Here is a 24,751-nt window from a genome sequence, read left to right as displayed (position 1 = left end):
TCAGCCCCCACCGGCTCGCAGCCGGCTGACACTCGCAGCCGGCTGACGACAGATCACGAGACGGCGATGGCCCGACCCCACCGAGGGGGCCGGGCCATCGCCGTTCAGACCGACAGCGGCGCTTCTCAGACCGTGCGGAACGCCAGCACCACGTTGTGCCCGCCGAACCCGAACGAGTCGTTCAGGGCGGCGATACGGCCCTCGACGGGCAGCTTGCGCGCCTCGCCCCGCACGATGTCCGCGTTGGCCTCGGCCTCGGGGTCGAGGTTCTCGACGTTGATGGTCGGCGGAGCGATCCGGTTGTACAGCGCGAGGACCGTCGCGACGGACTCCACGCCGCCCGCGCCACCGAGCAGATGACCGGTCATCGACTTGGTCGCGGAGATCGCCATGTGGTCGGCGTCGTCACCGAACACCTTGCGCAGCGCCTTCAGTTCGGCCACGTCACCGGCCGGCGTCGAGGTGGCGTGCGCGTTGACGTGCACGATCTCCGCCGGGTTCAGGTCGGTGCTGTCCAGCAGGTTCTGCAGGGCGTGCGCGATACCGCGGCCCTCGGGCTCCGGCTGCACGATGTCGTGGGCGTCGGAGGAGATGCCCTGGCCGACCGCCTCCGCGTACACCCGGGCCCCGCGCTGCGCGGCGTGCTCGGCGGACTCCAGGACGATCACGCCGGCGCCCTCGCCCATGACGAAACCGTCGCGGGCGACGTCGTAGGGACGCGAGGCGCCCTGCGGGTCGTCGTTGTTCTTGGACATCGCCATCATGTTGCCGAACGCGGCGATGGGCAGCGGGTGGATCGCCGCCTCCGTACCGCCGGCGACCACGATGTCGGCGCGGCCCGTACGGATCATCTCGATGGCGTAGCCGATGGCCTCCGCGCCCGACGCGCACGCCGAGACCGGCGTGTGCACGCCCGCGCGGGCGCCCACGAGCAGCCCCACGTTGGCGGAGGGGCTGTTCGGCATCAGCATGGGCACGGTGTGCGGGGAGACGCGGCGGACGCCCTTCTCCTTCAGCACGTCGTACTGGTCGAGCAGGGTGGTCACGCCGCCGATGCCGGAGGCGATGACCGCGCCGAGCCGGTCGGGGTCGACATCGCCCTCGCTGCCGTCCTCACCGGCCTTGCCGGAGAAACCGGCGTCCTTCCAGGCTTCCTGGGCCGCGATCAGCGCGAACTGCGCCGAGCGGTCCAGCTTGCGGGCCTGCGGCCGCGGGATGACCTCGAGGGGTTCCACCGCGACCGGGGCCGCGATACGGACGGCCTGCTGGGCCGCCCAGTCCTGCTCCAGGACCTTGACACCGGACTTACCGGCGACCAGGCCCTCCCAGGTAGAGGCTGCGTCGCCACCCAGCGGTGTGGTTGCGCCGATACCGGTGACGACCACGGTGCGATTGGTCGGGCTCACGGATTCTTTCTCCAACGTTACGAGGATTCAGCGGCGCCACCGCCGGGTGGCGGGGCAGTTCAGCCCAGGGGACCGATGGATCAGGCCTGGTTCTTGAGGATGTAGCTCGTCGCGTCGCCGACGGTCTTGAGGTTCTTGACGTCCTCGTCCGGGATCTTGACCTCGAAGCGCTCCTCGGCGGCGACGACGACCTCGACCATGGACAGCGAGTCGACGTCCAGGTCGTCGGTGAAGGACTTGTCCAGCTGGACGTCCTCAACCGGGATGCCGGCGATCTCGTTCACGATGTCGGCGAGACCGGCGACGATCTCTTCCTGAGTGGCGGCCATTTGGCGCTCCTTCTTTGATATTCCAGAGGGTGTGGCATGGGGTGTCTCCCGCACCGGACCGGATGATCCGGCACGGAGTGCCTAGGGGAGGGTAACGACAGTGGCGGCGTAGACGAGACCCGCCCCGAATCCGATGACGAGCGCGGTGTCGCCGCTCTTCGCCTCGCCGGTCGCCAGAAGCCGCTCCATGGCGAGCGGGATCGAGGCGGCCGAGGTGTTGCCGGTGGTGCGCACGTCACGGGCGACCATGACGGACTGGGGCAGCTTGAGAGTCTTCACCATCGAGTCGATGATCCGCTCGTTGGCCTGGTGCGGGATGAAGACGTCGAGTTCGTCGGCGGTGATGCCGGCGGCCTCCAGCGCCTCCTTGGCGACCTTCGCCATCTCGAAGACGGCCCAGCGGAAGACCGCCTGGCCCTCCTGCGTGATCGCGGGGAACTTGGCGACCTCGCCGTCGCGGTAGTCCGTCCACGGCACGGTCTGCTTGATGGTCTCCGACTTGTCGCCCTCGGAGCCCCAGACCGTCGGGCCGATCGCCGGCTCCTTGGACGGGCCGACCACGACCGCGCCCGCGCCGTCGCCGAACAGGAAGGCCGTCGCACGGTCCTCCAGGTCGGTCAGGTCGGACAGCCGCTCGACGCCGATCACGAGCACGTACTCGGCGGAACCTTCCACCACCATGCCCTTGGCGAGGGTGAGGCCGTAGCCGAAGCCCGCGCAGCCGGCCGAGATGTCGAAGGCGGCGGCCTTGTTCGTGCCGAGCTTGTCGGCGATCTCGGTGGCGACGGCCGGCGTCTGCTTGAAGTGCGAGACGGTCGACACGACCACCGCGCCGATCTGCTGGGCGGTGATCCCGGCGTCGGCGATGGCCTTGCCGGACGCCTCGACGGACATGGCGGCGACGGTCTCCTCGTCGTTCGCCCAGTGCCGGGTCTCGATGCCGGAGCGCGAGCGGATCCACTCGTCGGACGAGTCGATCGTCTCGAGGATCACCTCGTTGGGGACGACCCGGATGGGCCGGTAGCCGCCGACTCCGAGGATGCGTGCGTACGGGGAGCCCTTGCTGGGCTTGATCTTCGCCATCAGGGCTCCTCAGGCGACGCCGTGCTCGGCGATGAGCTCGCGAGCGGCGTCGAGGTCGTCGGGGGTCTTCAGCGCCAGCGTCTTCACACCGGGCAGGGCGCGCTTGGCGAGGCCGACCAGCGTGCCGCCGGGGGAGACCTCGATCAGCGCGGTCGCGCCGAGCTCCTTGAAGGTCTCCATGCACAGGTCCCAGCGGACCGGGTTGGCGACCTGGCCGACCAGCCGCTCCAGGATCTCGGCGCCGGTGGCGACGGACCGCCCGTCCCGGTTGGAGACGTAACGGATCTTCGGGTCGGCCGGCGTGAGCTCCACGGCGGCCTTGGCGAGGGTCTCGACCGCGGGGGCCATGTGGCGCGTGTGGAAGGCGCCGGCCACCTTCAGCGGGACGACCTTGCGGACGCCCTCGGGCTTGTCCTCGTTCAGCGCGGCGAGCTGCTCCAGCGTGCCCGCGGCGACGATCTGGCCCGCGCCGTTGATGTTCGCCGGGGTGAGCCCCAGCTTCTCCAGGTGCGCGACGGAGACCTCGGGGTCGCCGCCGAGCAGCGCGGACATGCCGGTCTCGGTGATCGCGGCGGCGTCGGCCATGGCCAGGCCACGCTTGCGTACGAGGGTCAGCGCGGCGGTGTCGTCGAGAACTCCGGCGAAGGTGGCGGCGGTGATCTCGCCGACGCTGTGGCCGGCGACGGCGCCGGGCGCGATGTCGCCGAGCGCCGCGGCGGACAGGATTCCGGCGGCCACCAGCAGCGGCTGGGCCACCGAGGTGTCACGGATCTCGTCCGCGTCGGCGTGGGTGCCGTAGTGGGCGAGGTCCAGGCCGATGGCGTCCGACCACGCGGCGACGCGGGCGGCGGCACCGGGGAGTTCGAGCCAGGGGGTCAGGAAGCCGGGCGTCTGGGCGCCCTGGCCGGGAGCGACGAGTACGAGCACTCTCACACTCTCTCTTGTGGACGGCCAAAGCCGCCCGTGGGGACAGGGACGAAGAACGGCAGGGGGTTTTGTGGAGCCCCGACAAAAGCCTAGGTCTGAGGATCGCCGTCGACCAGGCGCCCCAGGATCAGCGCGATCCGGAGCGTGAACGCGGAGCGTACATCCGAGGGTGACCAACCGGTGACGTCTGTCACACGTCGAAGCCGGTACCGCACGGTGTTCGGATGGACGAAGAGCATCCGCGCGGCCCCTTCGAGGCTGGACGCCTGTTCGAGATAGACGGCGAGCGTCTCCAGGAGCGCGGACCCGGCCTCTTCGAGCGGTCTGTAGATCTCCTCCACCAACTGCTCACGCGCACCGGGATCACCGGCGATCGCGCGCTCCGGCAGCAGATCGTCCGCCAGCACCGGCCGGGGGGCGTCCTGCCATGCGGAACCGGCCTTGAGTCCGGCCGCGGCGGCCTGTGCGGACCGGGTCGCGGCGAGCAGGTCGGGTACGACGGGACCGGCCACCACGGATCCCGCGGCGAACGGTCCGATCAGCGACCTGGCGACGGCGAGCGGGTTGTCGCTGCCACCGGCGATCACTACCAGCCGGGAGCCGAGCACCCCGGTGAGGACCTGGAGCTTGGCGTGTCGCGCGGCCCGCCGGATCGCCTCGACGGTCAGCTCGGAGTCGCCGTCGGGCGCGGTCCCGAGGACCACACACACATGTTCGGGCGCGTTCCATCCCAGGGCGGCGGCCCGGCTCACCGCCCCCTCGTCGGCCTCACCGCTCAGCACGGCGTTCACGACGAGCGACTCAAGCCGGGCGTCCCAGGCGCCGCGTGCCTCGGCGGCCTGGGCGTAGACCTGGGCGGTGGCGAAGGCGATCTCCCGGGCGTACACGAGGAGCGCCTCGCGCAGCACGTTCTCGTCACCGGGGGCCGCGACCTCGTCGATCGCGGACTCCATGACCTCGATGGTGGTGCGCACCATCTCGACGGTCTGGCGCAGCGTGATGGCCCGGGTCAGCTCACGCGGCGCGGTCCCGAACACATCCGTGGAGATGGCCTGCGGGGCGTCAGGATGCCGGAACCACTCGGTGAAGGCGGCGATGCCCGCCTGGGCGACCAGCCCGATCCAGGAACGGTTCTCCGGGGGCATCGCCCGGTACCACGACAGTGTCTCGTCCATCCGCGCGATGGCCTGGGCGGCGAGACTTCCGGAGGACTTCTCCAGCCGCTTCAGCGTCGCGGGGTGGGGGTGGACGGCGTGCGCCGCGGGATCGGGGTGACTGGTTTCGGGTTCGGGCACGGGACAAGACTGCCTTATCGGGACGGGGGCGTGCGCCGCCGGGTCGCGGGCGGGGGCGGCGCGCGGTCGTCCCACGGTCGTCGCCCGGGCGGGGGCGGGTCTACCGTTGACGCGTGATGGACGTACGGCGCGCCGACGAGCGCTACCGAGGCGGGGACCCGGCCGCCGGGATCGACACCCGGCACGCTTTCTCCTTCGGCTCCCACTACGACCCCGGCAACCTCCGCTTCGGCCCGCTGATCGCCTGCAACGAGGAGCGCCTCGCGCCCGGCGCCGGCTTCGACGAACACCCCCACAGCCACACCGAGATCGTGACCTGGGTCGTCGAGGGCGAGCTCACCCACCGTGACTCGGCCGGCCACGAGAGCGTGGTCCGGCCCGGGGACGTGCAGCGGCTCAGCTCCGCGGGCGGCGTGCGGCACGTGGAACGCAACGACGCCGACGTGCCCCTGGCCTTCGTCCAGATGTGGCTGGCCCCCTTCGGCCCCGGCGGCGACCCGTCCTACGAGACGGTCCGCGGCATCGCCGACTCCACCCCGTACGCCGTCCCCGAGGCGGGAGCGATGCTGTACGTACGGCGACTGGGCGCGGGAGAGCGCACGGCGGTGCCGGACGCGCCGCACGTCTACGTCCACGTCGTACGCGGCGAAGTCCTGCTGGACGGCGAGCGGTTGGGCCGGGGCGACGCGGCCCGCATCACGGACGCGAAGGACCTGGAGGCGGAAGGGGTGACGGGCGCCGAACTGCTGGCGTGGATCTTCGGCCCGTCCGGCGTCTGAGGACGAGGCCGTTCAGGCCGACAGCGGGGGTCCGGCGGCGGCAGCCCCAGGTCCGGGGGCGGGAACCCTCAGCCCCGCACCTCCGCCAGCACCGCGTCCGTGAACGCGGGCCACGCCTCCACCGCCCACGGCCCGAACGCCCGGTCGGTGAGAGCGGCCCCGGCGACGCCCGCCTCCGGATCGACCCACAGGAACGTACCGGACTGACCGAAGTGCCCGAAGGTGCGCGGCGAGGAGGAACTCCCCGTCCAGTGCGGTGACTTGGAGTCGCGGATCTCGAAGCCGAGCCCCCAGTCGTTGGGGTTCTGGTGCCCGTACCCCGGCAGCACGCCCTTCGTCCCCGGGTACTGCACGGTCGTCGCCGCCGCCACCGTCCGCGGATCCAGCAGCCGGGGCGCCTGCACCTCCGCGGCGAACCGCAGCAGGTCCTCGACCGTCGAGACGCCGTCCTTCGCCGGAGAGCCCTCCAGGGAGGTGCCGGTCATGCCCAGCGGCTCCAGCACCGCCTGCCGCAGATACTCCGCGAACGGGATCTCCGTCGCCTTCGCCAGATGGTCGCCGAGCTGCTCGAACCCGGCGTTGGAGTACAGCCGCCGCTCCCCGGGAGGCGCCGTCACCCGGTGCTCGTCGAAGGCCAGCCCGGAGGTGTGCGCGAGGAGGTGGCGGACCGTGGCCCCGGGCGGCCCGGCCGGTTCGTCCAGCTCGATCGCCCCCTCCTCGTACGCGACGAGGGCGGCGTACGCGGCGAGCGGCTTGGTGACCGAGGCCAGCGGGAAACGCCGGTCGGCCGGGCCATGGGTCCCCAGGACCGTACCGTCGGCCCGTACGACACCCGCCGAGGCGGAGGAGACCGGCCAGCTCTCGATCGACGCGAGGCTCTTCAACGACATGCCGTCGACCCTATGCCGTCCGGCCCGCGCGGCTCACAGCAGCAGCTCCAGCAACGGGTCCGGCTTGGGCCTGAAGCCCAGGGAGGCGTAGAGGGGGGCGGCGTCGGCGGAGGCGGTGAGGTGGACATGTACGGCGCCCCGCGCCCGGAACCAGTCCAGCAGCGCGTCCATGCCGGCGCGCGCGTACCCGCGGCGGCGCGCGTCCGGGTCGGTGGCGACACTGAAGACGAAACCGATGATCCCCCGCGGGTTGCCGGCCCGGCCGATCCGGTACTCGATCGTCCCGACGACCAGGGCGGCCAGCGTCCCCGGCCGTTCCGGGTGATCCACGACGAAGGCCGCGAAGTCCCCGTCCGGCTCGGACAGCCGCTCCCGCAGCGTGGGCAGCGACTCGGCATGCCAGCCGGTGGAGGCGTCCACCGAGAACGTCGAGTCGATCATCACCTGGCGCAGCCGCAGTACTTCGGCGGCGTCCTCGGGCAGGGCACGGCGTACAAGACTCATGTCCCGCACGCTAACCAGCGTGATCTGGCCGCGTCCCCCGGTTTTCTTACCGTTTCCGCTTGCTTGGAGCGCACTCCAAGGCCATAGCGTGGAGGTCATGACGGTGTTGCAGACCACGCCCGTGACCATCGAGCAAACCCCGAACCCCCCGGACGTCTGCTCCGCGCCACCCCCGCGGCACCCCCGTCCGGACGGGAAGGACAGCTACACGATCAGCGAGGTCGTCGCCTTCACCGGCCTCACCGCCCACACCCTGCGCTGGTACGAGCGGATCGGGCTGATGTCCCACATCGACCGCTCGCACACCGGCCAGCGCCGCTACAGCAACCGTGACCTGGACTGGCTCGACCTCGTCGGGAAGCTGCGGCTGACCGGCATGCCGGTCGCCGACATGGTGCGGTACGCCGAGCTGGTGCGGGAGGGCGAGAGCACGTTCCGCGAGCGGTACGAGCTGTTGGAGGCGACCCGGCGGGACGTCCGGGCCCGGATCGCCGAACTCCAGGACACCCTCGCCGTGCTCGACCGGAAGATCACGTTCTACGCGGACGCCACCGGTGTCCAGTACCACGAAACGGAAGGGACCGCCCGATGACCGACCACAGGATCCCGACGGCACGACTCGGCGGGCAGGGCCCCGAGATCGGCGTCCAGGGCCTCGGCTGCATGGGCATGAGCTTCGCCTACGGCCCCCCGGACGCCAAGGAGTCCGAGGCCACCCTGGAACGCGCCCTGGAGCTGGGCGTCACGATGTTCGACACGGCCGACGCGTACGGCGCGGGCGAGAACGAGAAGTTCCTCTCCCCGTTCTTCAAGGCCCACCGCGACGAGGTCGTGATCGCGACCAAGTTCGCCCTGGCGGTCCCGCCGGACGACCCGACCCGGCGGATCATCCGCAACGACGCGCCCTACATCCGTCAGTCCGTCGAGGCGAGCCTGACGCGGCTGGACGTCGACGTCATCGACCTCTACTACATGCACCGGCGCGATGTGAACGTGCCGATCGAGGACACCGTCGGTGTGATGGCCGAGCTGGTGCGCGAGGGCAAGGTCAAGCAGTTGGGCCTGAGCGAGGTGACGGCCGCCGAACTGCGCGCGGCCCAGGAGGTCCATCCCATCGCCGCGGTGCAGTCGGAGTGGTCGCTGTTCAGCCGCGACATCGAGGCCCAGGTGGTCCCGGCGGCCCGCGAGCTGGGCGTGACCCTGGTCGCGTACTCCCCGCTCGGCCGGGGATTCCTCACCGGCTCCTTCGCCGACGCCGACCAGGACCTCACCGCCGACGACTTCCGCCGTCAGCAGCCCCGCTTCACCGGCGACAACGCCACGGCCAACGGGGCACTCCTGGACCCGGTCCGCGCGATAGCCGAGGCCCACGGGGCGACGCCCGGCCAGATCGCCCTGGCCTGGGTCCAGCAGCAGTCCCAGGTCCACGGCCTGTCGGTGGTCCCGATCCCGGGCACCCGCAGGCCCACCCGGGTCGAGGAGAACGCGGCGGCGACGACCATCGAACTGACGCCTGCGGAACTGGCGTTGCTGGAGCCCATCGCGGGCAAGGTGGCAGGCGACCGTTACCCGGACATGAGGTTCACGTCCGCCGGACGCGAGTGAGAGCCGGGGTCCGCAGCACCTCTGGCCCGCCTTAGAGCTCGGCCAGCAATTCGGCCTTCTTCGTGGAGAACTCCTCGTCGGTGACCAGTCCGGCCAGGTGCAGCTCCCCGAGGTGCCGGATCCGCTCGGCGATGTCGGCGGGGTCCCGGCGCGGCACGGCCGCGGCCGGGACAGCCGCCGCCTGGACCGCAAACGCGGATCCGCGTCCGCGGACCGCCGCGAGGACCGCCGCCGCGAACGGCAGTGACTCGTGCACCGGCCCGTACCCCAGCCCGAAGACGACGGCCGCCGGATCCTGGTCCGCCTGGGCCGGAGCGGCCTCGCCGCGCAGCAGCCGCAGATGGCCCTCGAACACCTCGGGCGAGCGCCACTCGACCCCGCTCAGCGCGGACACCGCGAAACTCTGGTCGCCGGCCTTCCACTTCGCCGACGACGCCCCCGTCCAGAACCACCGGAACCGCACGGTGCGCCCGTCGAACGAGGCCTTGCCGTCGTACGCCTTGAACGACAGCGGCGCCTCGGGCGCGTCCACCAGGAACCGTTCCGCCGGCCCGGAGTCGGTCAACCGCGACCGCAGCTCGTCGGCGTAGTACTCGGCGAGCGTCTCCCGTTCGGCGGGCAGCACCAGCCGGTACGGGTCGCACCCTTCCTTGAGCTGTCCCGCGGCCGCCTCCATCAACGGATCGGCTCCCGGCCTCGGCTCCGCCTGGAGCACGACCGTCCCACGCTTGCCGGCGGTCAGCGTCACCCGGCCGATGGCCGCCAGGGGAATCCGGCGCTCGCCCAGTGCCGACAGCAGCTTGGGCGTGCGCAGCCCCCGCTGGTAGCGGATGAGGACGGAGTCGGAATCGAACTCCCAGGCGGCATGAATTCCGGCCAGTACGTCACCCATGCGGCTCATCGTATGCGGGACACCCATTCTTCGTCCCCTCCCCGCGCGCCCCGCAATTCCTGCGTCTCTACGCGCGTCCGGCCTCAGTCGTATCGGACAAACCCACCGTGCAGGCGGCATCATCGTGGGCGCACTCCACCGAGCGGTACGCGCCGGTGCCGATCTCGGCGAAGTTGCGCAGGCTGTCCGTACCCGGTTCGAAGTAGCCGCCGTGGCCCTTGGCCTCCCGCGCCGACAGCACCCGCGCGCCGAACTCCCGCGCCATCGGGTCCTCGCCGTGCCCGAGGCCGCCGACCTCCAGGTGCGGCACGTCCTGCACCCAGTCGTCGGCGTCCCGCATCGCCCACACCCGGGCGTCGGTGTCCAACTGGGCCGCGTTCTCCACCCGCATCCCGGGGCTGCCGGCCACCGCGATGTCGGCCACCCGGTCCGGCATCGTGTGCGCGGCGACCCCGCACACCACCGAGCCGTAGCTGTGGCAGAACATCGAGACGGGCGCACTGCCCGGCAGGGCCGTCAGCAGGGCGTTCAGCCGGACGGCGCCGCTCTCGGCGCGCATCGCGGTGGCCGAGTCGATGCCGAGGCCGTCGGGGGAGGTGTAGTCGGCCCAGGCGATCACGGCCGTACGCGTCGAGGGGCTCGCCTCGCGCTCGGCCGCGTACAGGGCCTCGGCCATGCCGGCCGGCGCCGAGTACTTGCGGTTCGTGCGCTGGAAGGTGAGCAGGTCGGTGTCGACGCCGGGGACGACGACGGAGATCCGCTCGGCCTTGTCCAGGCTGCCGAACACCTCGGCGACCCGGCCGGAACCCTCCGGATCGAAGGCGAGGATCTGCCGGCCGGCGGTGCTCATCGACTCGTAGCGGTGCATGCGCCGGCCGGCCAGCCGCTGCCCCGAGGGCGTGAGCCGGCTGTCGTGCGTACGGGTGCGCTCGAGCCGCACCTGCTGGAGCAGTGCCACCCGGTTGGCGAGGTAGCGCAGCTCGGCGGGGGCGCCGTTCATGTTGCCCACCGCGAGCGGATAGTCGTGCGCGAGCACGGTCCGCTGCGGGGCGGTCAGCGAGGCGAAGAAGCGGGCGAGCCGGGCGGGGGCGGAGCCGGGGTCCGGCAACCGGTGCCCGGCCAGCCGACCGTGCTCCCACTCCGAGCGCGAGGTCTGCAGGGCGGTGGTCTCCCGCTGGTGGCGCAGGGCCGTCCAGCCGGTGGTCGCCAGCATCACGAACACCACGGCCAGGGCGGCCAGTGCGCGCCAGACGTTGAGTTGCGGGGAGGTGCCGAAGGAAGTCACTGAAAGGACACACTAGGAGAACGGGAGGGTCTCGGGTGACCCAAGTGACGGGGATCACGTTTCAGTGAGCATGGCATGGGTCATAAGGCTCTTTACGGCCTATGGCCGTCAGATGTTCCCGTCCGTCAGGCGTCCACGTCCTCAGGCCTCGCGCCAGTCTCCCAGCAGGGCGGGAGACACCCCGTCGAGATAGAGGGACGTCAGCACGCGGATCCCGTCCAGGCTGAAGTCCGCGCCCGTGGTCCACTGCCGTTCCGTCACCCGCATCACGCCGCTGAACACGGCCACCGCCAGCCGCGGTCGCGGATCGGCGTCCACGTCGAGCCCCTCGCGCTCGGCGATCACCCGCGCGAGGTCCTCCTCCACCTCCGCCGAGCGCCGCAGATGCGCGGCGAGCAGTACCGGCGTCGACTCGATCACCCGGTACATGCGCAGATACAGCTCCACGGGTACGACGGACTCGACGACCTCGTTGATCGAGTGCCAGCCGTCCAGCACCGCCTGGCGCAGCGCCTCCATCGGCGGCTCGTGCGGCGGGCGTTCGCGCACCGCCTCGACGAACCGCTCCACCGTCATCTCCACCAGGGCGAGCGCGGCCTCGTCCTTGCCCGTGAAGTAGCGGAAGAACGTGCGCTGCGAGACGTCGACGGCGGCGGCGATCTCGTCGACCGTGGTCCGCTCGTATCCCCGCGAGGTGAACAGTTCCACCGCGGCGCGCAGCAGCGCGTCCCGGGTGCGCTGCTTCTTGCGCTCACGCAGAGTTTCCATGATGTGTCAGTTACCGACTTATGAACTCGTTTGTCAATTGTCAGCGGCTGTCACTAATCTCGAACGCATGACCAGTCAGACGACCATCGACGCGACGGGACCGGGCGGCAAGGGACCGGCGGACCCGCCGGACGGCCCGCTCACCAAGGGGCTGCGCGGCCACCCTTGGTTCACCCTCATCACCGTCGCCGTCGGCGTCATGATGGTGGCCCTCGACGGCACCATCGTGGCCATCGCCAACCCGGCCATCGCCAGCGACCTGGGCGCCACCTTCGCCGAGGTCCAGTGGATCACCAACGCCTACTTCCTCGCCCTCGCGGTCTCCCTGATCACCGCGGGCAAGCTCGGTGACCGCTTCGGCCACCGTCAGACGTTCCTGATAGGCGTCGTCGGCTTCGCGGCCGCCTCCGGCGCGATCGGCCTCTCCGACAGCATCGCGCTGGTCGTCACCTTCCGCGTCCTCCAGGGCCTGTTCGGCGCCCTGCTGATGCCGGCCGCGCTCGGTCTGCTGCGCGCGACCTTCCCGGCCGAGAAGCTCAACATGGCCATCGGCCTGTGGGGCATGGTCATCGGCGCGTCCACCGCCGGCGGCCCGATCCTCGGCGGCGTCCTCGTCGAGCACGTCAACTGGCAGTCGGTGTTCTTCATCAACGTGCCGGTCGGCGCCCTCGCCCTCGTCCTCGGCGTGGTGATCCTGCTCGACCACCGCGCCGAGAACGCCCCCCGCTCCTTCGACCTGCTCGGCATCGCCTTCCTCTCGGGCGCGATGTTCTGCCTGGTCTGGGCCCTGATCAAGGCGCCGACCTGGGGCTGGGCCGACGGCCTGACCTGGGCGTTCCTCGTCGGCTCCGCCGTGCTCTTCGCGGCCTTCGCCTTCTGGGAGACGAAGGTCGAGGAGCCGCTCATCCCGCTGGCGCTGTTCCGCTCGGTCCCGCTGTCGGCGGGTGTGGTCCTCATGGTCCTGATGGCGATCGCCTTCATGGGCGGCCTGTTCTTCGTGACGTTCTACCTCCAGAACGTGCACGGCATGAGCCCGATCGACGCGGGCCTGCACCTTCTCCCGCTGACCGGCATGATGATCGTCGGCTCCCCGCTCGCGGGCGCGGCGATCACCAAGCTGGGCCCGCGGATCCCGCTGGCGGGCGGTATGGCCGCCACCGCGATCGCCATGTACGGCATGTCCACGCTGGAGACGGACACCGGCAGCGGCCTCATGTCGATCTGGTTCGCCCTGCTGGGCTTCGGCCTCGCCCCGGTCATGGTCGGCGCGACGGAGGTCATCGTCGGCAACGCCCCCATGGAGCTGTCCGGCGTCGCGGGCGGTCTCCAGCAGGCGGCCATGCAGATCGGCGGCAGCCTCGGTACCGCCGTCCTGGGTGCCGTGATGGCCTCCAAGGTCGACGGTGACCTGCCCGCCAACTGGACCGGCGCGGGCCTGCCCGAGCTCACCCCCGCCCAGCTCGACCAGGCCTCCGAGGCGGTTCAGGTCGGCGTGGCGCCGGTGGCGAAGGGCACCCCCGAAGCGATCGCCGCGAAGATCACGGACGTCGCCCACGACACGTTCATCTCCGGGATGAGCCTCGCCTCCCTGGTCGCCGCCGGGGTGGCGGTCGTCGCCGTGTTCGTCGCGCTGCTCACCAAACGGGGCGAGAACGCGGAGGCGGGCGCGGGCGTGGGTCACATCTGACGGAACTTCAACAGGTTTCCCCTATCTGGGTGACGACGCTAAAGGTTCCTCGCGTCCGGGGCGCGCCACAGGTCACAGTGGGTCAAGCCCTCCGGATGGGAGGGCGGCCAGGGCCGCGGCGCGCTGCCGGAGGGGGACAGCGCGCCGACTGCCCGGCAACCGCGGGGAATGTTCCGCGTGTCGCGGGTACCCGAGGAACAACACATCCCCGGAATCCAGGGAGTTGTTCGATGGCCGGCTTCGGAAACGGCACGCGCAGGTACCCCCGCTCACGTGGCCGCATGGGGTCACGGACCGGGCCGGATCGCGCGACGCTGGGCATCGTCGGCGTCGTCTGTGCGATCGCCGGATTCTTCGCGCTGGGGATCATCCTCGGCCCGGCGGCGATCGTCTGCGGCTGGCTGGCCATGGGCCGCAGCTGGGCGGGTTCCCGTCCGGTACCTGCCCTGGTCGCCGTCGCCCTCGGCGCGATCGACACCCTGCTGGCGATCATCTGGCTGGCGGGAGCGGCGGGCACGGGCAACGGGCTGCTCTGACTTGCTCCTCGGGCTGAAGCCCGGGGATTCCGGCCTTCTCGTCCGACGGTAGCGCCGACCGTCGCCCGTCGGCCTACCGGGCCGGCTGGTGGGTCGGCACGGGCGGGGGTCCGGGGCGCAGCGTTCCGTCCGGCCCGTCCCGCAATGCCCCCTCGGGCCCGTCCCGCAGCGCGGCCACCTCCGCCCGCAGGGCGCGTACCTCTCGCGTCAGGGCCAGGATCGCCTCCGTCTGGGCGCGCTCCTCGACGTCGTCCTTGTCGAACCGGGCGATGAACCACGCGGCGATGTTCGCGGTCACGACACCGAGCAGCGCGATCCCGGAGAGCATCAGCCCGACGGCGATGATCCGCCCCAGCCCGGTGGTCGGCGCGTGGTCCCCGTACCCCACGGTCGTCATCGTCGTGAACGACCACCACAGCGCGTCACCCAGCGTGCGGATGTTCCCGTCCGGCGACTCCCGCTCGACCGACAGCACGGCGAGGGACCCGAACATCAGCAGCCCGACGACCGCCCCCACGACATACGTGGTCATCCGGATCTGCGAGGCCATCCGCGCCCGCCGCCCGACCAGCAGCAGCGTCGAGACCAGCCGCAGCAGCTTGAGCTGCTGTGCCAGCGGCAGCACCACCGCGCACAGGTCCAGCCAGTGCGTCCGCACGAACCGCCGCCGGTCGGGCGTCAGCGCCAGCCGGACCACGTAGTCCGCGGCGAACGCCCCCCACACCACCCACTCCACCGCGGTGCAGGCGGTGGTCAGGGTGTGGTCGGCCGAGGTGTCCACGATCGGCACGGCGTAGGCGACGGCGAACACCACGGCGAGGGCCAGCAACGGCCGCTGGGTCCAGAGCTCCCACCGGTCCTGTGCCGTTTTCTCCTGCATGCCCGCATCGTATGAAAACGAGGGGCCGGTGAGCCCCGTCAGGGGCGCCGGGGAACTGCGCGACCAGACCCCGACGACCCGCGGATACTCACCGGCCTCCCAGCGGAGCGACTACGCGTCGCCGCCCGCCGCGCCCGGGTCCGCCGCCGACACGTCCAGCAGCTGGTACCGGTCGACGGCCTGCTTCAGCAGCGACCGGTCGACCTTGCCCTCCTTCGCCAGCTCCGTGAGCACCCCCACGACGATCGACTGGGCGTCGATGTGGAAGAAGCGGCGAGCCGCTCCCCGGGTGTCCGCGAAGCCGAAACCGTCCGCGCCCAGCGACTGGTAGCTGCCCGGCACCCAGCGCGCGATCTGGTCCGGCACCGACCGCATCCAGTCCGAGACGGCCACGAACGGCCCCTCGGCCCCGGTCAGCTTCCGCGTCACGTACGGCACCCGCTGCTCCTCCTCCGGGTGCAGCAGGTTGTGCCGCTCGACCTCGACGGCCTCGCGCCGCAGCTCGTTCCAGGAGGTCGCGGACCAGACGTCCGCCTTGACGTTCCACTCCTCGGCGAGGATCTTCTGCGCCTCGACCGCCCAGGGGACGGCCACACCGGACGCGAGGATCTGCGCCGGGATCGCCCCCGAGGTGCCCTTGCTGAAGCGGTGGACGCCCTTGAGGATGCCCTCGACGTCCACGTCGTCCGGCTCGGCCGGGTGCTGGATCGGCTCGTTGTAGACGGTCAGGTAGTAGAAGACGTCCTCGCCGTGCGGATGCTCGTCGGAACCGCCGTACATCCTGCGCAGACCGTCCCGCACGATGTGCGCGATCTCGAAACCGAACGCCGGGTCGTAGGCGACACAGCCCGGGTTCGTGGAGGCGAGCAGCTGCGAGTGGCCGTCCGCGTGCTGGAGTCCCTCACCGGTCAGGGTCGTACGGCCGGCGGTCGCACCCAGGACGAAACCGCGCGCCAGCTGGTCCGACATCTGCCAGAACTGGTCGCCGGTCCGCTGGAAACCGAACATCGAGTAGAAGACGTAGACCGGGATCAGCGGCTCGCCATGGGTGGCGTACGCCGAGCCCGCCGCGATCAGGGACGCCGTGCAGCCGGCCTCCGAGATGCCGTCGTGCAGCATCTGCCCGGTCGGCGACTCCTTGTAGGCGAGCAGCAGATCCCGGTCCACCGCCTCGTACTGCTGGCCGAGCGGATTGTAGATCTTCGCACTCGGGAAGAAGGAGTCCATGCCGAACGTGCGGTACTCGTCGGGCGCGATCAGCACGAAGCGCTTGCCGAGCTCCTTGTCCCGCATGAGGTCCTTGAGGAGTCGCACAAAGGCCATGGTCGTCGCGATGGACTGCTGGCCGGAGCCCTTCTTCACACTCGCGTACGTCTTGTCGTCCGGTAGCGCGAGCGGCTTCGAGCGCACGACCCGGGTCGGGACATAACCGCCGAGACCCTTGCGACGGTCGTGCATGTACTGGATCTCCTCCGAGTTCCGCCCGGGGTGGAAGTACGGCGGGAGGCCGCCCTCCAGCTCCTTGTCGGAGATCGGCAGGTGCAGCCGGTCGCGGAAGCCCTTGAGGTCGGAGACCGTCAGCTTCTTCATCTGGTGGGTGGCGTTGCGGCCCTCGAAGTTCGGCCCCAGCGTCCAGCCCTTGACCGTCTTGGCGAGGATGACCGTCGGCTGGCCGGTGTGCTCCACGGCCGCCTTGAACGCCGCGTAGATCTTCCGGTGGTCGTGACCGCCACGGCCCAGGTGCAGGATCTGGTCGTCGGTCATGCCCTCGACCATCGCGCGCAGCCGCTGGTCGTCGCCGAAGAAGTGGTCGCGGATGTAGGAGCCGGACTCGGTGGCGTAGGTCTGGTACTGGCCGTCCGGCGTCGTGTTCATCCGGTTGACGAGGGTGCCGTCACGGTCCTGCGCGAGCAGCGGGTCCCAGGAGCGGTCCCAGATCAGCTTGATCACGTTCCAGCCGGCGCCCCGGAAGACCGACTCCAGCTCCTGGATGACCTTGCCGTTGCCGCGCACCGGGCCGTCGAGGCGCTGGAGGTTGCAGTTGACGACGAAGGTCAGGTTGTCCAGGCCCTCACGTGCGGCGATGGTCAGCTGGCCGAGCGACTCCGGCTCGTCCATCTCGCCGTCGCCGAGGAACGCCCACACATGCGACTTCGACGTGTCGGCGATCCCGCGCGCGTGCATGTAGCGGTTCATCCGCGCCTGGTAGATCGCGCCGATCGGGCCGAGGCCCATCGACACGGTCGGGAACTCCCAGAAGTCCGGCATCAGACGCGGGTGCGGATACGAGGACAGGCCGTGCGGCGCCTTCGACTTCTCCTGGCGGAACGCGTCCATGTTGTGCTCGCTCAGCCGGTCGAGCAGGAACGCGCGCGCGTAGATGCCCGGGGAGGCGTGGCCCTGGAAGAAGACCTGGTCGCCGCCGTCGCCCTCGTCCTTGCCGCGGAAGAAGTGGTTGAAGCCGACGTCGTAGAGGGACGCGGAGGAGGCGAAGGTGGCGATGTGGCCGCCGACCCCGATGCCGGGCCGCTGGGCCCTGGACACCATCACGGCCGCGTTCCAGCGGGTGGCGTTGAGGATCCGGCGCTCGATCTCCTCGTTGCCCGGGAAGAAGGGCTCGGCCCTGGTGGGGATGGTGTTGACGTAGTCCGTGCTGCGCATCTCGGGCACGGCCACGCGCTTCTCGCGGGCCCGTTCGATCAGCCGGAGCATCAGATAGCGGGCCCGCTCCCGGCCGCGCTCGTCGATCGCGGCGTCGAGGGAGTCGAGCCACTCCTGGGTTTCCTCGGGGTCGAAGTCAGGAACCTGACTCGGAAGGCCGCCAATGATGATCGGGTTGCGATCGGATCCGGAAGCCACGCTGTTCCTTACCTGTCAGAGGGCTGTGTGGGACGGTGTTTCTCGTTCGCGCCTCGCGGACGCCTCGCGGGGGTGTCTCGCCGACTCTCCCGTGCCTGCACCGCCCCCCATCGTGTACCTAGGGGCCGCAAACGTCATCTCTACCCCGAGGTAACCGGCACTCGTTCGAATCTCGTACCCTTGGATGGTTCTCAAATACGCAAACAGGGCAGATGGGTGTGGTGTACGTCACCATCCGTCCGAATCGCGTGCCTGGAGTTGCGTCGACACGGCCAGGATCGTCACCGTTTCGGCGGTCCGAACCGCCGGGTACTTGCGCGATCCGCCCCGCCCGTGTGGACTACGGCCAATGCCTCGCGCACGCGCGTGGCTGAGTTATTCCCGAATCATGATCAGGAGGCAACCCGTGAGCGCGACCGCGGACCACGCGGAGGAGCGGACCAGCCCTGCCGTCAGGCTGGGTTTCCAGCCCGAGCAGGTGGTCCAGGAGATCGGCTACGACGACGACGTCGACCAGGAGCTCCGCGAGTCCATTGAGGAAGTCATCGGCAGCGATCTGGTGGACGAGGACTACGACGACGTCGCCGACGCCGTGGTGCTCTGGTTCCGCGACGATGACGGAGACCTGACGGATGCGCTGGTGGACGCCACCACGTACATCGAAGAAGGCGGGTCGATCCTCCTCCTGACGCCGAAGACCGGCCGTACGGGATACGTGGAGCCGAGCGACATCTCCGAAGCCTCGACGACTGCGGGTCTGTCGGCCAGCAAGAGCGTCAGCGTGGGCAAGGACTGGAGTGGCAGCCGGCTGGTGACGCCCAAGGCCGCGAAGTCCAAGAAGTGACGTCCAGGGAGTGACGTCCGAAGAAGTGATGTGAAGTGACGCCGGACGGGCTGGGTCCTCGTGCTCAGCCCGTCCGGCGGCCTTCGGCGACCGCTGCGTAGGGTGGAGTCACCCAGACAGCCCCACCGAAGGGACATCCACGCGATGGCGATCCAGGTCGGCGACAAGGCCCCCGACTTCGAGCTCAAGGACAACCACGGTCGCACCGTGCAGCTCTCCGACTTCCGGGGCAGCAAGAACGTCGTCCTGCTCTTCTACCCCTTCGCCTTCACCGGCGTCTGCACCGGTGAGCTGTGCGAGGTGCGCGACAACCTGCCGAAGTTCGCCGACCGCGACACCCAGGTGCTCGCCGTCTCCAACGACTCCATCCACACCCTGCGCGTCTTCGCCGAGCAGGAGGGCCTGGAGTACCCGCTGCTGAGCGACTTCTGGCCGCACGGCGAGGTCAGCCGCGCCTACGGCGTCTTCGCCGAGGACAAGGGCTGCGCGGTGCGCGGCACCTTCGTCATCGACAAGGAGGGCCTGGTGCGCTGGACCGTCGTCAACGCGCTGCCGGACGCCCGCGACCTCGGTGAGTGCGTCGCCGCGCTCGACACCCTCTGATTCTTCCGCTCCAGGGCCTGCGTGGGGCGGGAACCCGTTACTAGGATCGACTCGTTGATCCGATATCCGACGCACCAGGGGCTCCCCGCCCCAGGACACCAATGGAGGACTTGTGGGAGTCAGCCTCAGCAAGGGCGGCAACGTATCGCTGACCAAGGAGGCCCCGGGCCTGACCGCGGTCATCGTCGGTCTGGGGTGGGACGTCCGCACCACGACCGGCACCGACTTCGACCTGGACGCCAGCGCGCTGCTGCTGGACAGCTCCGGCAAGGTCGGCAGCGACGCCAACTTCGTCTTCTTCAACAACCTCAAGAGCCCCGACGGCTCGGTCGAGCACACCGGTGACAACACCACCGGCGAGGGCGAGGGCGACGACGAGGCGATCAAGGTCAACCTCGCCGGGGTCCCGGCCGACATCGAGAAGATCGTCTTCCCGGTGTCGATCTACGACGCGGAGAACCGGCAGCAGTCCTTCGGCCAGGTCCGCAACGCGTTCATCCGCGTCGTGAACCAGGCCGGCGGCGCCGAGATCGCCCGCTACGACCTGAGCGAGGACGCGTCGACCGAGACCGCCATGGTCTTCGGCGAGCTGTACCGGCACGGCGCGGAGTGGAAGTTCCGGGCCATCGGCCAGGGCTACGCGTCGGGTCTGCGCGGTATCGCGCAGGACTTCGGCGTCAACGTCTGAGTCACCCGCAGGGTCCGAAGGTCCGACCGTCCGGCGCCGCACCGTTTACGGGCGGCGCCGGACGTGCAGGACAACCGAAGAGGAAGCACCTGAGCACCACCTAGGGGAGGACCAGCAATCATGGGTGTCACGCTCGCCAAGGGAGGCAATGTCTCCCTGTCCAAGGCCGCGCCGAACCTCACGCAGGTGATGATCGGACTCGGCTGGGACGCGCGCTCCACCACCGGGGCCCCCTTCGACCTCGACGCCAGCGCGCTGCTGTGCAACAGCGGCCGGGTGATGGGGGACGAGTGGTTCGTCTTCTACAACCAGCTCAAGAGCCCGGACGGCTCGGTGGAGCACACCGGCGACAACCTCACCGGTGAGGGTGAAGGCGACGACGAGTCGCTGCTGGTGGACCTCGCCAAGGTGCCGCCCCAGTGCGACAAGATCGTCTTCCCGGTCTCCATCCACATGGCGGACGAGCGGGGTCAGACCTTCGGCCAGGTCTCCAACGCGTTCATCCGCGTCGTCAACCAGGCCGACGGCCAGGAACTCGCCCGCTACGACCTGAGCGAGGACGCCGGCACGGAGACCGCGATGATCTTCGGCGAGCTCTATCGCTACCAGGGTGATTGGAAGTTCCGGGCCGTGGGACAGGGGTACGCGTCGGGACTGCGGGGCATCGCTCTAGACTTCGGAGTCAACGTTTCGTAAAGCCGAGTACGGCGCGGGGGAAACCCTCCCCGAGCTTCGCTTGGGGGGACCCCCAGACACGATTGGGTAGCCAGTGCTTCTGAAAACCTTCGGCTGGTCGTTCGCGGTCACCGCGCTCGGCCTGGTCGCAGCGGTCTTCTACGGGGGGTGGGAGGCCCTCGGTATCGTGGCGATCCTCTGCGTCCTCGAGATCTCGCTGTCGTTCGACAACGCGGTGGTCAACGCCGGAATCCTGAAGAAGATGAGTGCCTTCTGGCAGAAGATCTTCCTCACGATCGGTGTGCTGATCGCCGTCTTCGGCATGCGGCTGGTCTTTCCCGTCGTCATCGTCGCCATCAGTGCCAAGATCGGTCCGATCGACGCGGTCGACCTCGCGCTCAACGACAAGGACCAGTACCAGCAGCTGGTCACCGACGCTCACCCGTCGATCGCCGCCTTCGGTGGCATGTTCCTGCTGATGATCTTCCTGGACTTCATCTTCGAGGACCGCGACATCCAGTGGCTGCGCTGGATCGAGCGCCCGCTCGCCAAGCTCGGCAAGGTCGACATGCTGTCGGTCTGCATCGCGCTGATCGTCCTGCTGATCACCTCCTTCACCTTCGCGACCCACGCCCACCAGCACGGCGGCGCACACGTCGACAAGGCGCAGACGGTCCTGATCTCCGGCATCGCCGGTCTGATCACGTACATGGTCGTCGGCGGTCTCTCCGGCTACTTCGAGGACAAGCTCGAGGAAGAGGAAGAACGCGAGCACGAGGAGGAGGAAGAGGCCGCGCGCAGCGGCAAGCAGCGCCCGCCGGTCGTCCTGGCCGGTCAGGCCGCGTTCTTCATGTTCCTCTACCTCGAGGTCCTCGACGCGTCCTTCTCCTTCGACGGAGTGATCGGCGCCTTCGCCATCACCAACGACATCGTCCTGATGGCCCTCGGCCTCGGCGTCGGCGCCATGTACGTCCGGTCGCTCACCGTGTACCTGGTCCGTCAGGGGACCCTCGACGACTACGTCTACCTGGAGCACGGCGCGCACTACGCGATCGGCGCGCTGGCCGTGATCCTCATGGTCACCATCCAGTACCAGATCAACGAGGTCATCACCGGCCTCGTCGGCGTGGTCCTGATCGCCTGGTCCTTCTGGTCCTCCGTCCGCCGCAACCGCGCATTGGCGGCGGCCGAGGGAAAAGCCCAGGGCTCGGACGAGAAGACTGAGGTCTCGTCCGGGGTGTGATCACCTTTGGAGTGAGGAACGCTCTGAGCGGGGCGGCCGGTGAGGACGAGTCCTCCACCGGCCGCCCCGCCGGTTTTCATCAGTGGACGTGGGGGCGGGAATGGGCATCTTCGACGGGCTCCTGGGCAGCCGGGCGGCGGACTTCGACTCGGGCAACGCGGCCACCAACGCGATAGAGCTCACCAAGCGGCATCATCAGGTCTCGCTGACCAAGCAGGGCGCCGCGACCGGCAACCTGCGCGTCAACCTGACCTGGCGGATGCGCACGTCCGACATCGGCGGACCGCAGCGGGAGAGCCTGCTGCGGCACCCCTTCAAGGCGCTGCGGCCGCCGGAGGTCATCGGACACAGCCAGAGCATGGTGAACGTCGACCTCGACCTCGGCTGCCTGTACGAGCTGGCAGACGGCACGAAGGGGGTCGTGCAGCCGCTGGGGGGCCTGCTGGGCGACGTGAACGCGGCGCCCTACGTGAAGCTGAGCGGGGACGACCGGTTCGGATCGGCGTCCGGCGAGACGATGTACGTCAACCTCGACCACCGGGAGCAGATCAAGCGGCTGCTCGTCTTCGTCTACATCTACGACCAGACGCCGGCGTTCGACCGGACGCACGCGATCGTCACGCTGTACCCGAGCAACGGGCCGCGGATCGAGATAGGCCTCGACGAGCGGCACCCGCAGGCCCGGTCCTGCGCGGTGGTGATGATCGAGAACGTGAAGGACGAGCTCATGGTGCGGCGTGAGGTGCGGTTCGTGTACGGGTTCCAGGCGGAGCTGGATCGCCTGTACGGCTGGGGGCTGCAGTGGGGCCGGGGCTACAAGACGAAGGCCGAGAAGTAGCGCCCGGACAGCACCCGGGCCTTCGGTCCCCGGCGGCTCACCGTCCGACGAACTGGGGGCCCTGCGGGGGGAGCCGGAAGGAGCCGTCCGGATAGCCGTAGCCGTAGGTCGGGAGACTGGCCGGGTAGCCGTACGCCGGCTGCTGGGGGACGGCCGAGGCCGGCTGCTCGGGCGGCAGGGGCTGGGACAGGCTGGGCGTCTGGAGGGCCGGCTCGGGGGCCGGTGCCGTGGCCTCCTCCGACTCGTCCACCGAGATGCCGAAGTCCGTGGCCAGGCCCTTGAGGCCGTTGGAGTAACCCTCGCCCAGGGCGCGGAACTTCCAGCCCTCGCCGCGCCGGTACAGCTCGCCGCAGATCAGGGCCGTCTCCTCGCCCGTCTCGGGGCGGATGTCGAATGTGGCCAGCGGCTCGTCGTCGGCTGCCGCGTCGTACAGCACGATGGTGAGGGAACGTACGCGGTCGAACGTCACGCCGTCCGCCGAAGCGACCAGCAGAATCTGGCCGACGCCGGACTCGACACCGGACAGATCTGTCTGGATGGTGTCCGTGAGGCCCTCGGCGACACGTTTCTTGCCGAGTCGCCACACCTTCCCGGAAGGGTGCCGGGGCTGGTTGTAGAAAACGAAGTCCTCGTCGGAGCGCACACGGCCGTCGAGGCCGAGGAGCAGCGCCGAGGCGTCGACGTCCGGGACCCCCTGCCCGGGGGTCCAGCGCAGCACGGCGCGTACCGTGGTGGCTTTCAGCGGGACGTTCGACCCCTTCAGCATCGCGTGCGTCATGCGGTCATCCTGCCTTCTCGGGCCTGCTCACGACAACGCGGGGTACACGGCAAGTCTCATCCGCGAGTTACCTGAAGTTCATGCCGGGTGGGAACCTCTGACATGGATCCCTACGTACTATTACCGGCCACCTCATGCCGAATCCACAGACTTACCCGCACCACGGGGGAGATTTATGCGTCATTTCGGGCACCTCGCCCCTGAGGTGCGACAGCGCTTGTTCTACCGGGAGCCGTGCGTCTTCGACGCGGACTCCCCGGCGAGGCTGCTCTCCGCGGCCCTGGGCGCCACGCTGTACAGCCCGGCCACCCGGCCCCGGCTGGCGGACGACATCGTCAAGCAGACCGGGCGCGGCGTGGTGTCGATGGTGCTGTGCCTGGAGGACTCCATCGGCGACGACGACGTCGAGGCCGGCGAGGAGAACCTGGTCCGGCAGTTCGCCGACCTGGCGGGGCGCGGGGACGCGGAGGGGTTCGAGCCGCCGCTGCTCTTCATCCGGGTACGGACGCCCGAGCAGATCCCCGACCTGGTCCGGCGGCTCGGGGCCGCCGTGGAGCTGCTGAGCGGGTTCGTCTTCCCGAAGTTCACCGAGGAGCGGGGCATCCCCTTCCTGGAGGCGCTGGCGGGCGCCGAGACGGCGAGCGGGCGGCGGCTGTTCGGCATGCCCGTCCTGGAGACGCCCGAGCTGATGTACCGCGAGTCGCGGGTGGACGCCCTGGAGGGCATCGCCCGCGCCGTCGACAAGTACCGCAGCCGGGTCCTCGCGCTGCGTCTCGGCGTCACCGACTTCTGCTCCTCGTACGGGCTGCGCAGAGCGCCCGACATGACCGCCTACGACGTCCAGATCGTCGCCTCCGTGATCGCCGACGTGGTGAACATGCTGGGCCGGGCCGACGGCACCGGGTTCACGGTGACCGGGCCGGTGTGGGAGTACTTCCGGGTCCCCGAGCGCATGTTCAAGCCGATGTTGCGGCACAGCCCCTTCCTGGAGGGGCAGGCCGTCGAGCTGCGCGAGAAACTGATAGAGCACGCGATGGACGGACTGCTGCGCGAGATCTCCCTGGACCACGCCAACGGTCTGCTGGGCAAGACCTGCATCCACCCCTCGCACGTGCCGGCCGTGCACGCGCTGTCCGTCGTCAGCCACGAGGAGTACAGCGACGCGGCGGACATCCTGCGGCCGGAACGCGGCGGCGGGGGGGTACTGCGGTCTCAGTACACGAACAAGATGAACGAGGTGAAGCCGCACCGCGCCTGGGCCGAGCGCACCATGCTCCGCGCCGAGGTCTTCGGTGTCGCGCACGAGGACGTCAGCTTCGTCGACCTGCTCGCCGCCGGCATACCCGGCTGAAGAACC

25 protein-coding genes are annotated in these 24,751 nt (G+C 69.9%); 12 read left to right on the top strand and 13 right to left on the bottom strand.

The genetic code is table 11. The features are described from left to right. Positions 1 to 125 precede the first annotated feature (125 nt). The 5 genes from fabF to ACFWBD_RS02755 all read right to left on the bottom strand — a co-directional run bounded on the left by fabF (position 126) and on the right by ACFWBD_RS02755 (position 5,040). On the bottom strand, positions 126 to 1,406 hold the full coding sequence (fabF, locus tag ACFWBD_RS02775) for a beta-ketoacyl-ACP synthase II (RefSeq protein ID WP_385661668.1): 1,281 nt from the start codon (positions 1,404 to 1,406) through the stop codon (positions 126 to 128). An 80-nt stretch (positions 1,407 to 1,486) separates the two neighbouring features. Next, entirely contained in the window at positions 1,487 to 1,735 is a 249-nt protein-coding gene (locus ACFWBD_RS02770; protein ID WP_351753355.1) for an acyl carrier protein, read from the bottom strand. Positions 1,736 to 1,816: 81 nt separating this feature from the next. Beyond that, positions 1,817 to 2,818 carry a ketoacyl-ACP synthase III gene (locus ACFWBD_RS02765; protein ID WP_385661665.1) on the bottom strand — a complete coding sequence of 334 codons (1,002 nt, stop codon included), beginning with the start codon at positions 2,816 to 2,818 and terminating at the stop codon, positions 1,817 to 1,819. Between the two features lie 9 nt (positions 2,819 to 2,827). Beyond that, positions 2,828 to 3,745: an ACP S-malonyltransferase gene (locus tag ACFWBD_RS02760; RefSeq protein ID WP_385661663.1), complete on the bottom strand. Its 918-nt coding sequence runs from the start codon at positions 3,743 to 3,745 to the stop codon at positions 2,828 to 2,830. Between the two features lie 89 nt (positions 3,746 to 3,834). After that, positions 3,835 to 5,040 carry a CdaR family transcriptional regulator gene (locus tag ACFWBD_RS02755; RefSeq protein WP_054238122.1) on the bottom strand — a complete coding sequence of 402 codons (1,206 nt, stop codon included), beginning with the start codon at positions 5,038 to 5,040 and terminating at the stop codon, positions 3,835 to 3,837. A 116-nt stretch (positions 5,041 to 5,156) separates the two neighbouring features. On the opposite strand from ACFWBD_RS02755, the gene ACFWBD_RS02750 reads away from it, so the two are divergent. Next, positions 5,157 to 5,819, top strand: coding sequence for a pirin family protein (locus ACFWBD_RS02750; protein WP_385662252.1), 663 nt, complete (start codon positions 5,157 to 5,159; stop codon positions 5,817 to 5,819). Between the two features lie 68 nt (positions 5,820 to 5,887). Here the strand turns inward: ACFWBD_RS02750 and ACFWBD_RS02745 are convergent, their stop codons facing one another. Further along, on the bottom strand, positions 5,888 to 6,709 hold the full coding sequence (locus ACFWBD_RS02745; protein ID WP_385661660.1) for a serine hydrolase domain-containing protein: 822 nt from the start codon (positions 6,707 to 6,709) through the stop codon (positions 5,888 to 5,890). Between the two features lie 33 nt (positions 6,710 to 6,742). Then, complete coding sequence (locus ACFWBD_RS02740; RefSeq protein WP_385661658.1) at positions 6,743 to 7,213, bottom strand: GNAT family N-acetyltransferase; 471 nt, start codon at positions 7,211 to 7,213, stop codon at positions 6,743 to 6,745. 97 nt (positions 7,214 to 7,310) lie between these two features. Here ACFWBD_RS02740 and ACFWBD_RS02735 point away from each other — a divergent pair, with 97 nt between their 5' ends. Further along, complete coding sequence (locus ACFWBD_RS02735; RefSeq protein ID WP_385661655.1) at positions 7,311 to 7,805, top strand: MerR family transcriptional regulator; 495 nt, start codon at positions 7,311 to 7,313, stop codon at positions 7,803 to 7,805. Beyond that, complete coding sequence (locus ACFWBD_RS02730; protein ID WP_385661652.1) at positions 7,802 to 8,818, top strand: aldo/keto reductase; 1,017 nt, start codon at positions 7,802 to 7,804, stop codon at positions 8,816 to 8,818. Before ACFWBD_RS02735 ends, ACFWBD_RS02730 begins: the two co-directional genes overlap by 4 nt. Before the next feature lie 31 nt (positions 8,819 to 8,849). Here the strand turns inward: ACFWBD_RS02730 and ACFWBD_RS02725 are convergent, their stop codons facing one another. The 3 genes from ACFWBD_RS02725 to ACFWBD_RS02715 all read right to left on the bottom strand — a co-directional run bounded on the left by ACFWBD_RS02725 (position 8,850) and on the right by ACFWBD_RS02715 (position 11,763). After that, the gene (locus ACFWBD_RS02725; protein ID WP_385662249.1) at positions 8,850 to 9,719 is read right to left on the bottom strand and encodes a DUF4429 domain-containing protein; all 870 of its coding nucleotides are present in this window, start codon (positions 9,717 to 9,719) and stop codon (positions 8,850 to 8,852) included. A gap of 58 nt (positions 9,720 to 9,777) precedes the next feature. Next, positions 9,778 to 10,995: an alpha/beta hydrolase gene (locus tag ACFWBD_RS02720; RefSeq protein WP_385661649.1), complete on the bottom strand. Its 1,218-nt coding sequence runs from the start codon at positions 10,993 to 10,995 to the stop codon at positions 9,778 to 9,780. A gap of 141 nt (positions 10,996 to 11,136) precedes the next feature. Continuing rightward, the gene (locus ACFWBD_RS02715) at positions 11,137 to 11,763 is read right to left on the bottom strand and encodes a TetR family transcriptional regulator (protein ID WP_385661645.1); all 627 of its coding nucleotides are present in this window, start codon (positions 11,761 to 11,763) and stop codon (positions 11,137 to 11,139) included. 67 nt (positions 11,764 to 11,830) lie between these two features. Here ACFWBD_RS02715 and ACFWBD_RS02710 point away from each other — a divergent pair, with 67 nt between their 5' ends. Next, positions 11,831 to 13,450, top strand: a complete 1,620-nt coding sequence (locus ACFWBD_RS02710; protein WP_385661642.1) for an MFS transporter — start codon at positions 11,831 to 11,833, stop codon at positions 13,448 to 13,450. A 230-nt stretch (positions 13,451 to 13,680) separates the two neighbouring features. Next, positions 13,681 to 13,986: a small hydrophobic protein gene (locus ACFWBD_RS02705; RefSeq protein ID WP_385661639.1), complete on the top strand. Its 306-nt coding sequence runs from the start codon at positions 13,681 to 13,683 to the stop codon at positions 13,984 to 13,986. Between the two features lie 73 nt (positions 13,987 to 14,059). On the opposite strand, the gene ACFWBD_RS02700 is transcribed toward ACFWBD_RS02705, so the two are convergent. Both ACFWBD_RS02700 and aceE read right to left on the bottom strand, forming a co-directional pair. Continuing rightward, positions 14,060 to 14,866: a potassium channel family protein gene (locus tag ACFWBD_RS02700; RefSeq protein WP_385661637.1), complete on the bottom strand. Its 807-nt coding sequence runs from the start codon at positions 14,864 to 14,866 to the stop codon at positions 14,060 to 14,062. A gap of 111 nt (positions 14,867 to 14,977) precedes the next feature. After that, on the bottom strand, positions 14,978 to 17,725 hold the full coding sequence (aceE, locus tag ACFWBD_RS02695; RefSeq protein ID WP_385661634.1) for a pyruvate dehydrogenase (acetyl-transferring), homodimeric type: 2,748 nt from the start codon (positions 17,723 to 17,725) through the stop codon (positions 14,978 to 14,980). A 406-nt stretch (positions 17,726 to 18,131) separates the two neighbouring features. Here aceE and ACFWBD_RS02690 point away from each other — a divergent pair, with 406 nt between their 5' ends. The 6 genes from ACFWBD_RS02690 (at position 18,132) to ACFWBD_RS02665 (ending at position 22,616) form a co-directional block, all read left to right on the top strand. Next, positions 18,132 to 18,569 carry a DUF3052 domain-containing protein gene (locus ACFWBD_RS02690; protein ID WP_020126915.1) on the top strand — a complete coding sequence of 146 codons (438 nt, stop codon included), beginning with the start codon at positions 18,132 to 18,134 and terminating at the stop codon, positions 18,567 to 18,569. A gap of 144 nt (positions 18,570 to 18,713) precedes the next feature. Beyond that, positions 18,714 to 19,172 (top strand): peroxiredoxin, encoded by a 459-nt coding sequence (locus ACFWBD_RS02685; RefSeq protein WP_385661631.1) that lies wholly within the window; start codon positions 18,714 to 18,716, stop codon positions 19,170 to 19,172. Positions 19,173 to 19,284: 112 nt separating this feature from the next. After that, positions 19,285 to 19,860 (top strand): calcium homeostasis/redox stress adaptation protein, encoded by a 576-nt coding sequence (locus tag ACFWBD_RS02680; protein WP_020126913.1) that lies wholly within the window; start codon positions 19,285 to 19,287, stop codon positions 19,858 to 19,860. 120 nt (positions 19,861 to 19,980) lie between these two features. Further along, positions 19,981 to 20,556 (top strand): TerD family protein, encoded by a 576-nt coding sequence (locus ACFWBD_RS02675; RefSeq protein ID WP_385661628.1) that lies wholly within the window; start codon positions 19,981 to 19,983, stop codon positions 20,554 to 20,556. 73 nt (positions 20,557 to 20,629) lie between these two features. After that, the gene (locus tag ACFWBD_RS02670; protein ID WP_385661626.1) at positions 20,630 to 21,778 is read left to right on the top strand and encodes a DUF475 domain-containing protein; all 1,149 of its coding nucleotides are present in this window, start codon (positions 20,630 to 20,632) and stop codon (positions 21,776 to 21,778) included. Positions 21,779 to 21,878: 100 nt separating this feature from the next. Next, a complete protein-coding gene (locus tag ACFWBD_RS02665; protein ID WP_385661623.1) occupies positions 21,879 to 22,616 on the top strand; it encodes a Tellurium resistance in 738 nt (245 codons plus the stop codon). A gap of 37 nt (positions 22,617 to 22,653) precedes the next feature. Here ACFWBD_RS02665 and ACFWBD_RS02660 read toward each other — a convergent pair whose 3' ends face one another. Beyond that, positions 22,654 to 23,394 (bottom strand): TerD family protein, encoded by a 741-nt coding sequence (locus ACFWBD_RS02660; protein ID WP_385661621.1) that lies wholly within the window; start codon positions 23,392 to 23,394, stop codon positions 22,654 to 22,656. Positions 23,395 to 23,569: 175 nt separating this feature from the next. Here ACFWBD_RS02660 and ACFWBD_RS02655 point away from each other — a divergent pair, with 175 nt between their 5' ends. Next, positions 23,570 to 24,745 carry an HpcH/HpaI aldolase/citrate lyase family protein gene (locus ACFWBD_RS02655; protein WP_385661619.1) on the top strand — a complete coding sequence of 392 codons (1,176 nt, stop codon included), beginning with the start codon at positions 23,570 to 23,572 and terminating at the stop codon, positions 24,743 to 24,745. Positions 24,746 to 24,751 lie beyond the last annotated feature (6 nt).

The organism is Streptomyces sp. NPDC060002 (genome assembly GCF_042737245.1).
In the GTDB taxonomy this organism is placed as follows: Bacteria; Actinomycetota; Actinomycetes; order Streptomycetales; family Streptomycetaceae; genus Streptomyces.
This window is presented reverse-complemented; position numbering and strand designations above follow the sequence as displayed.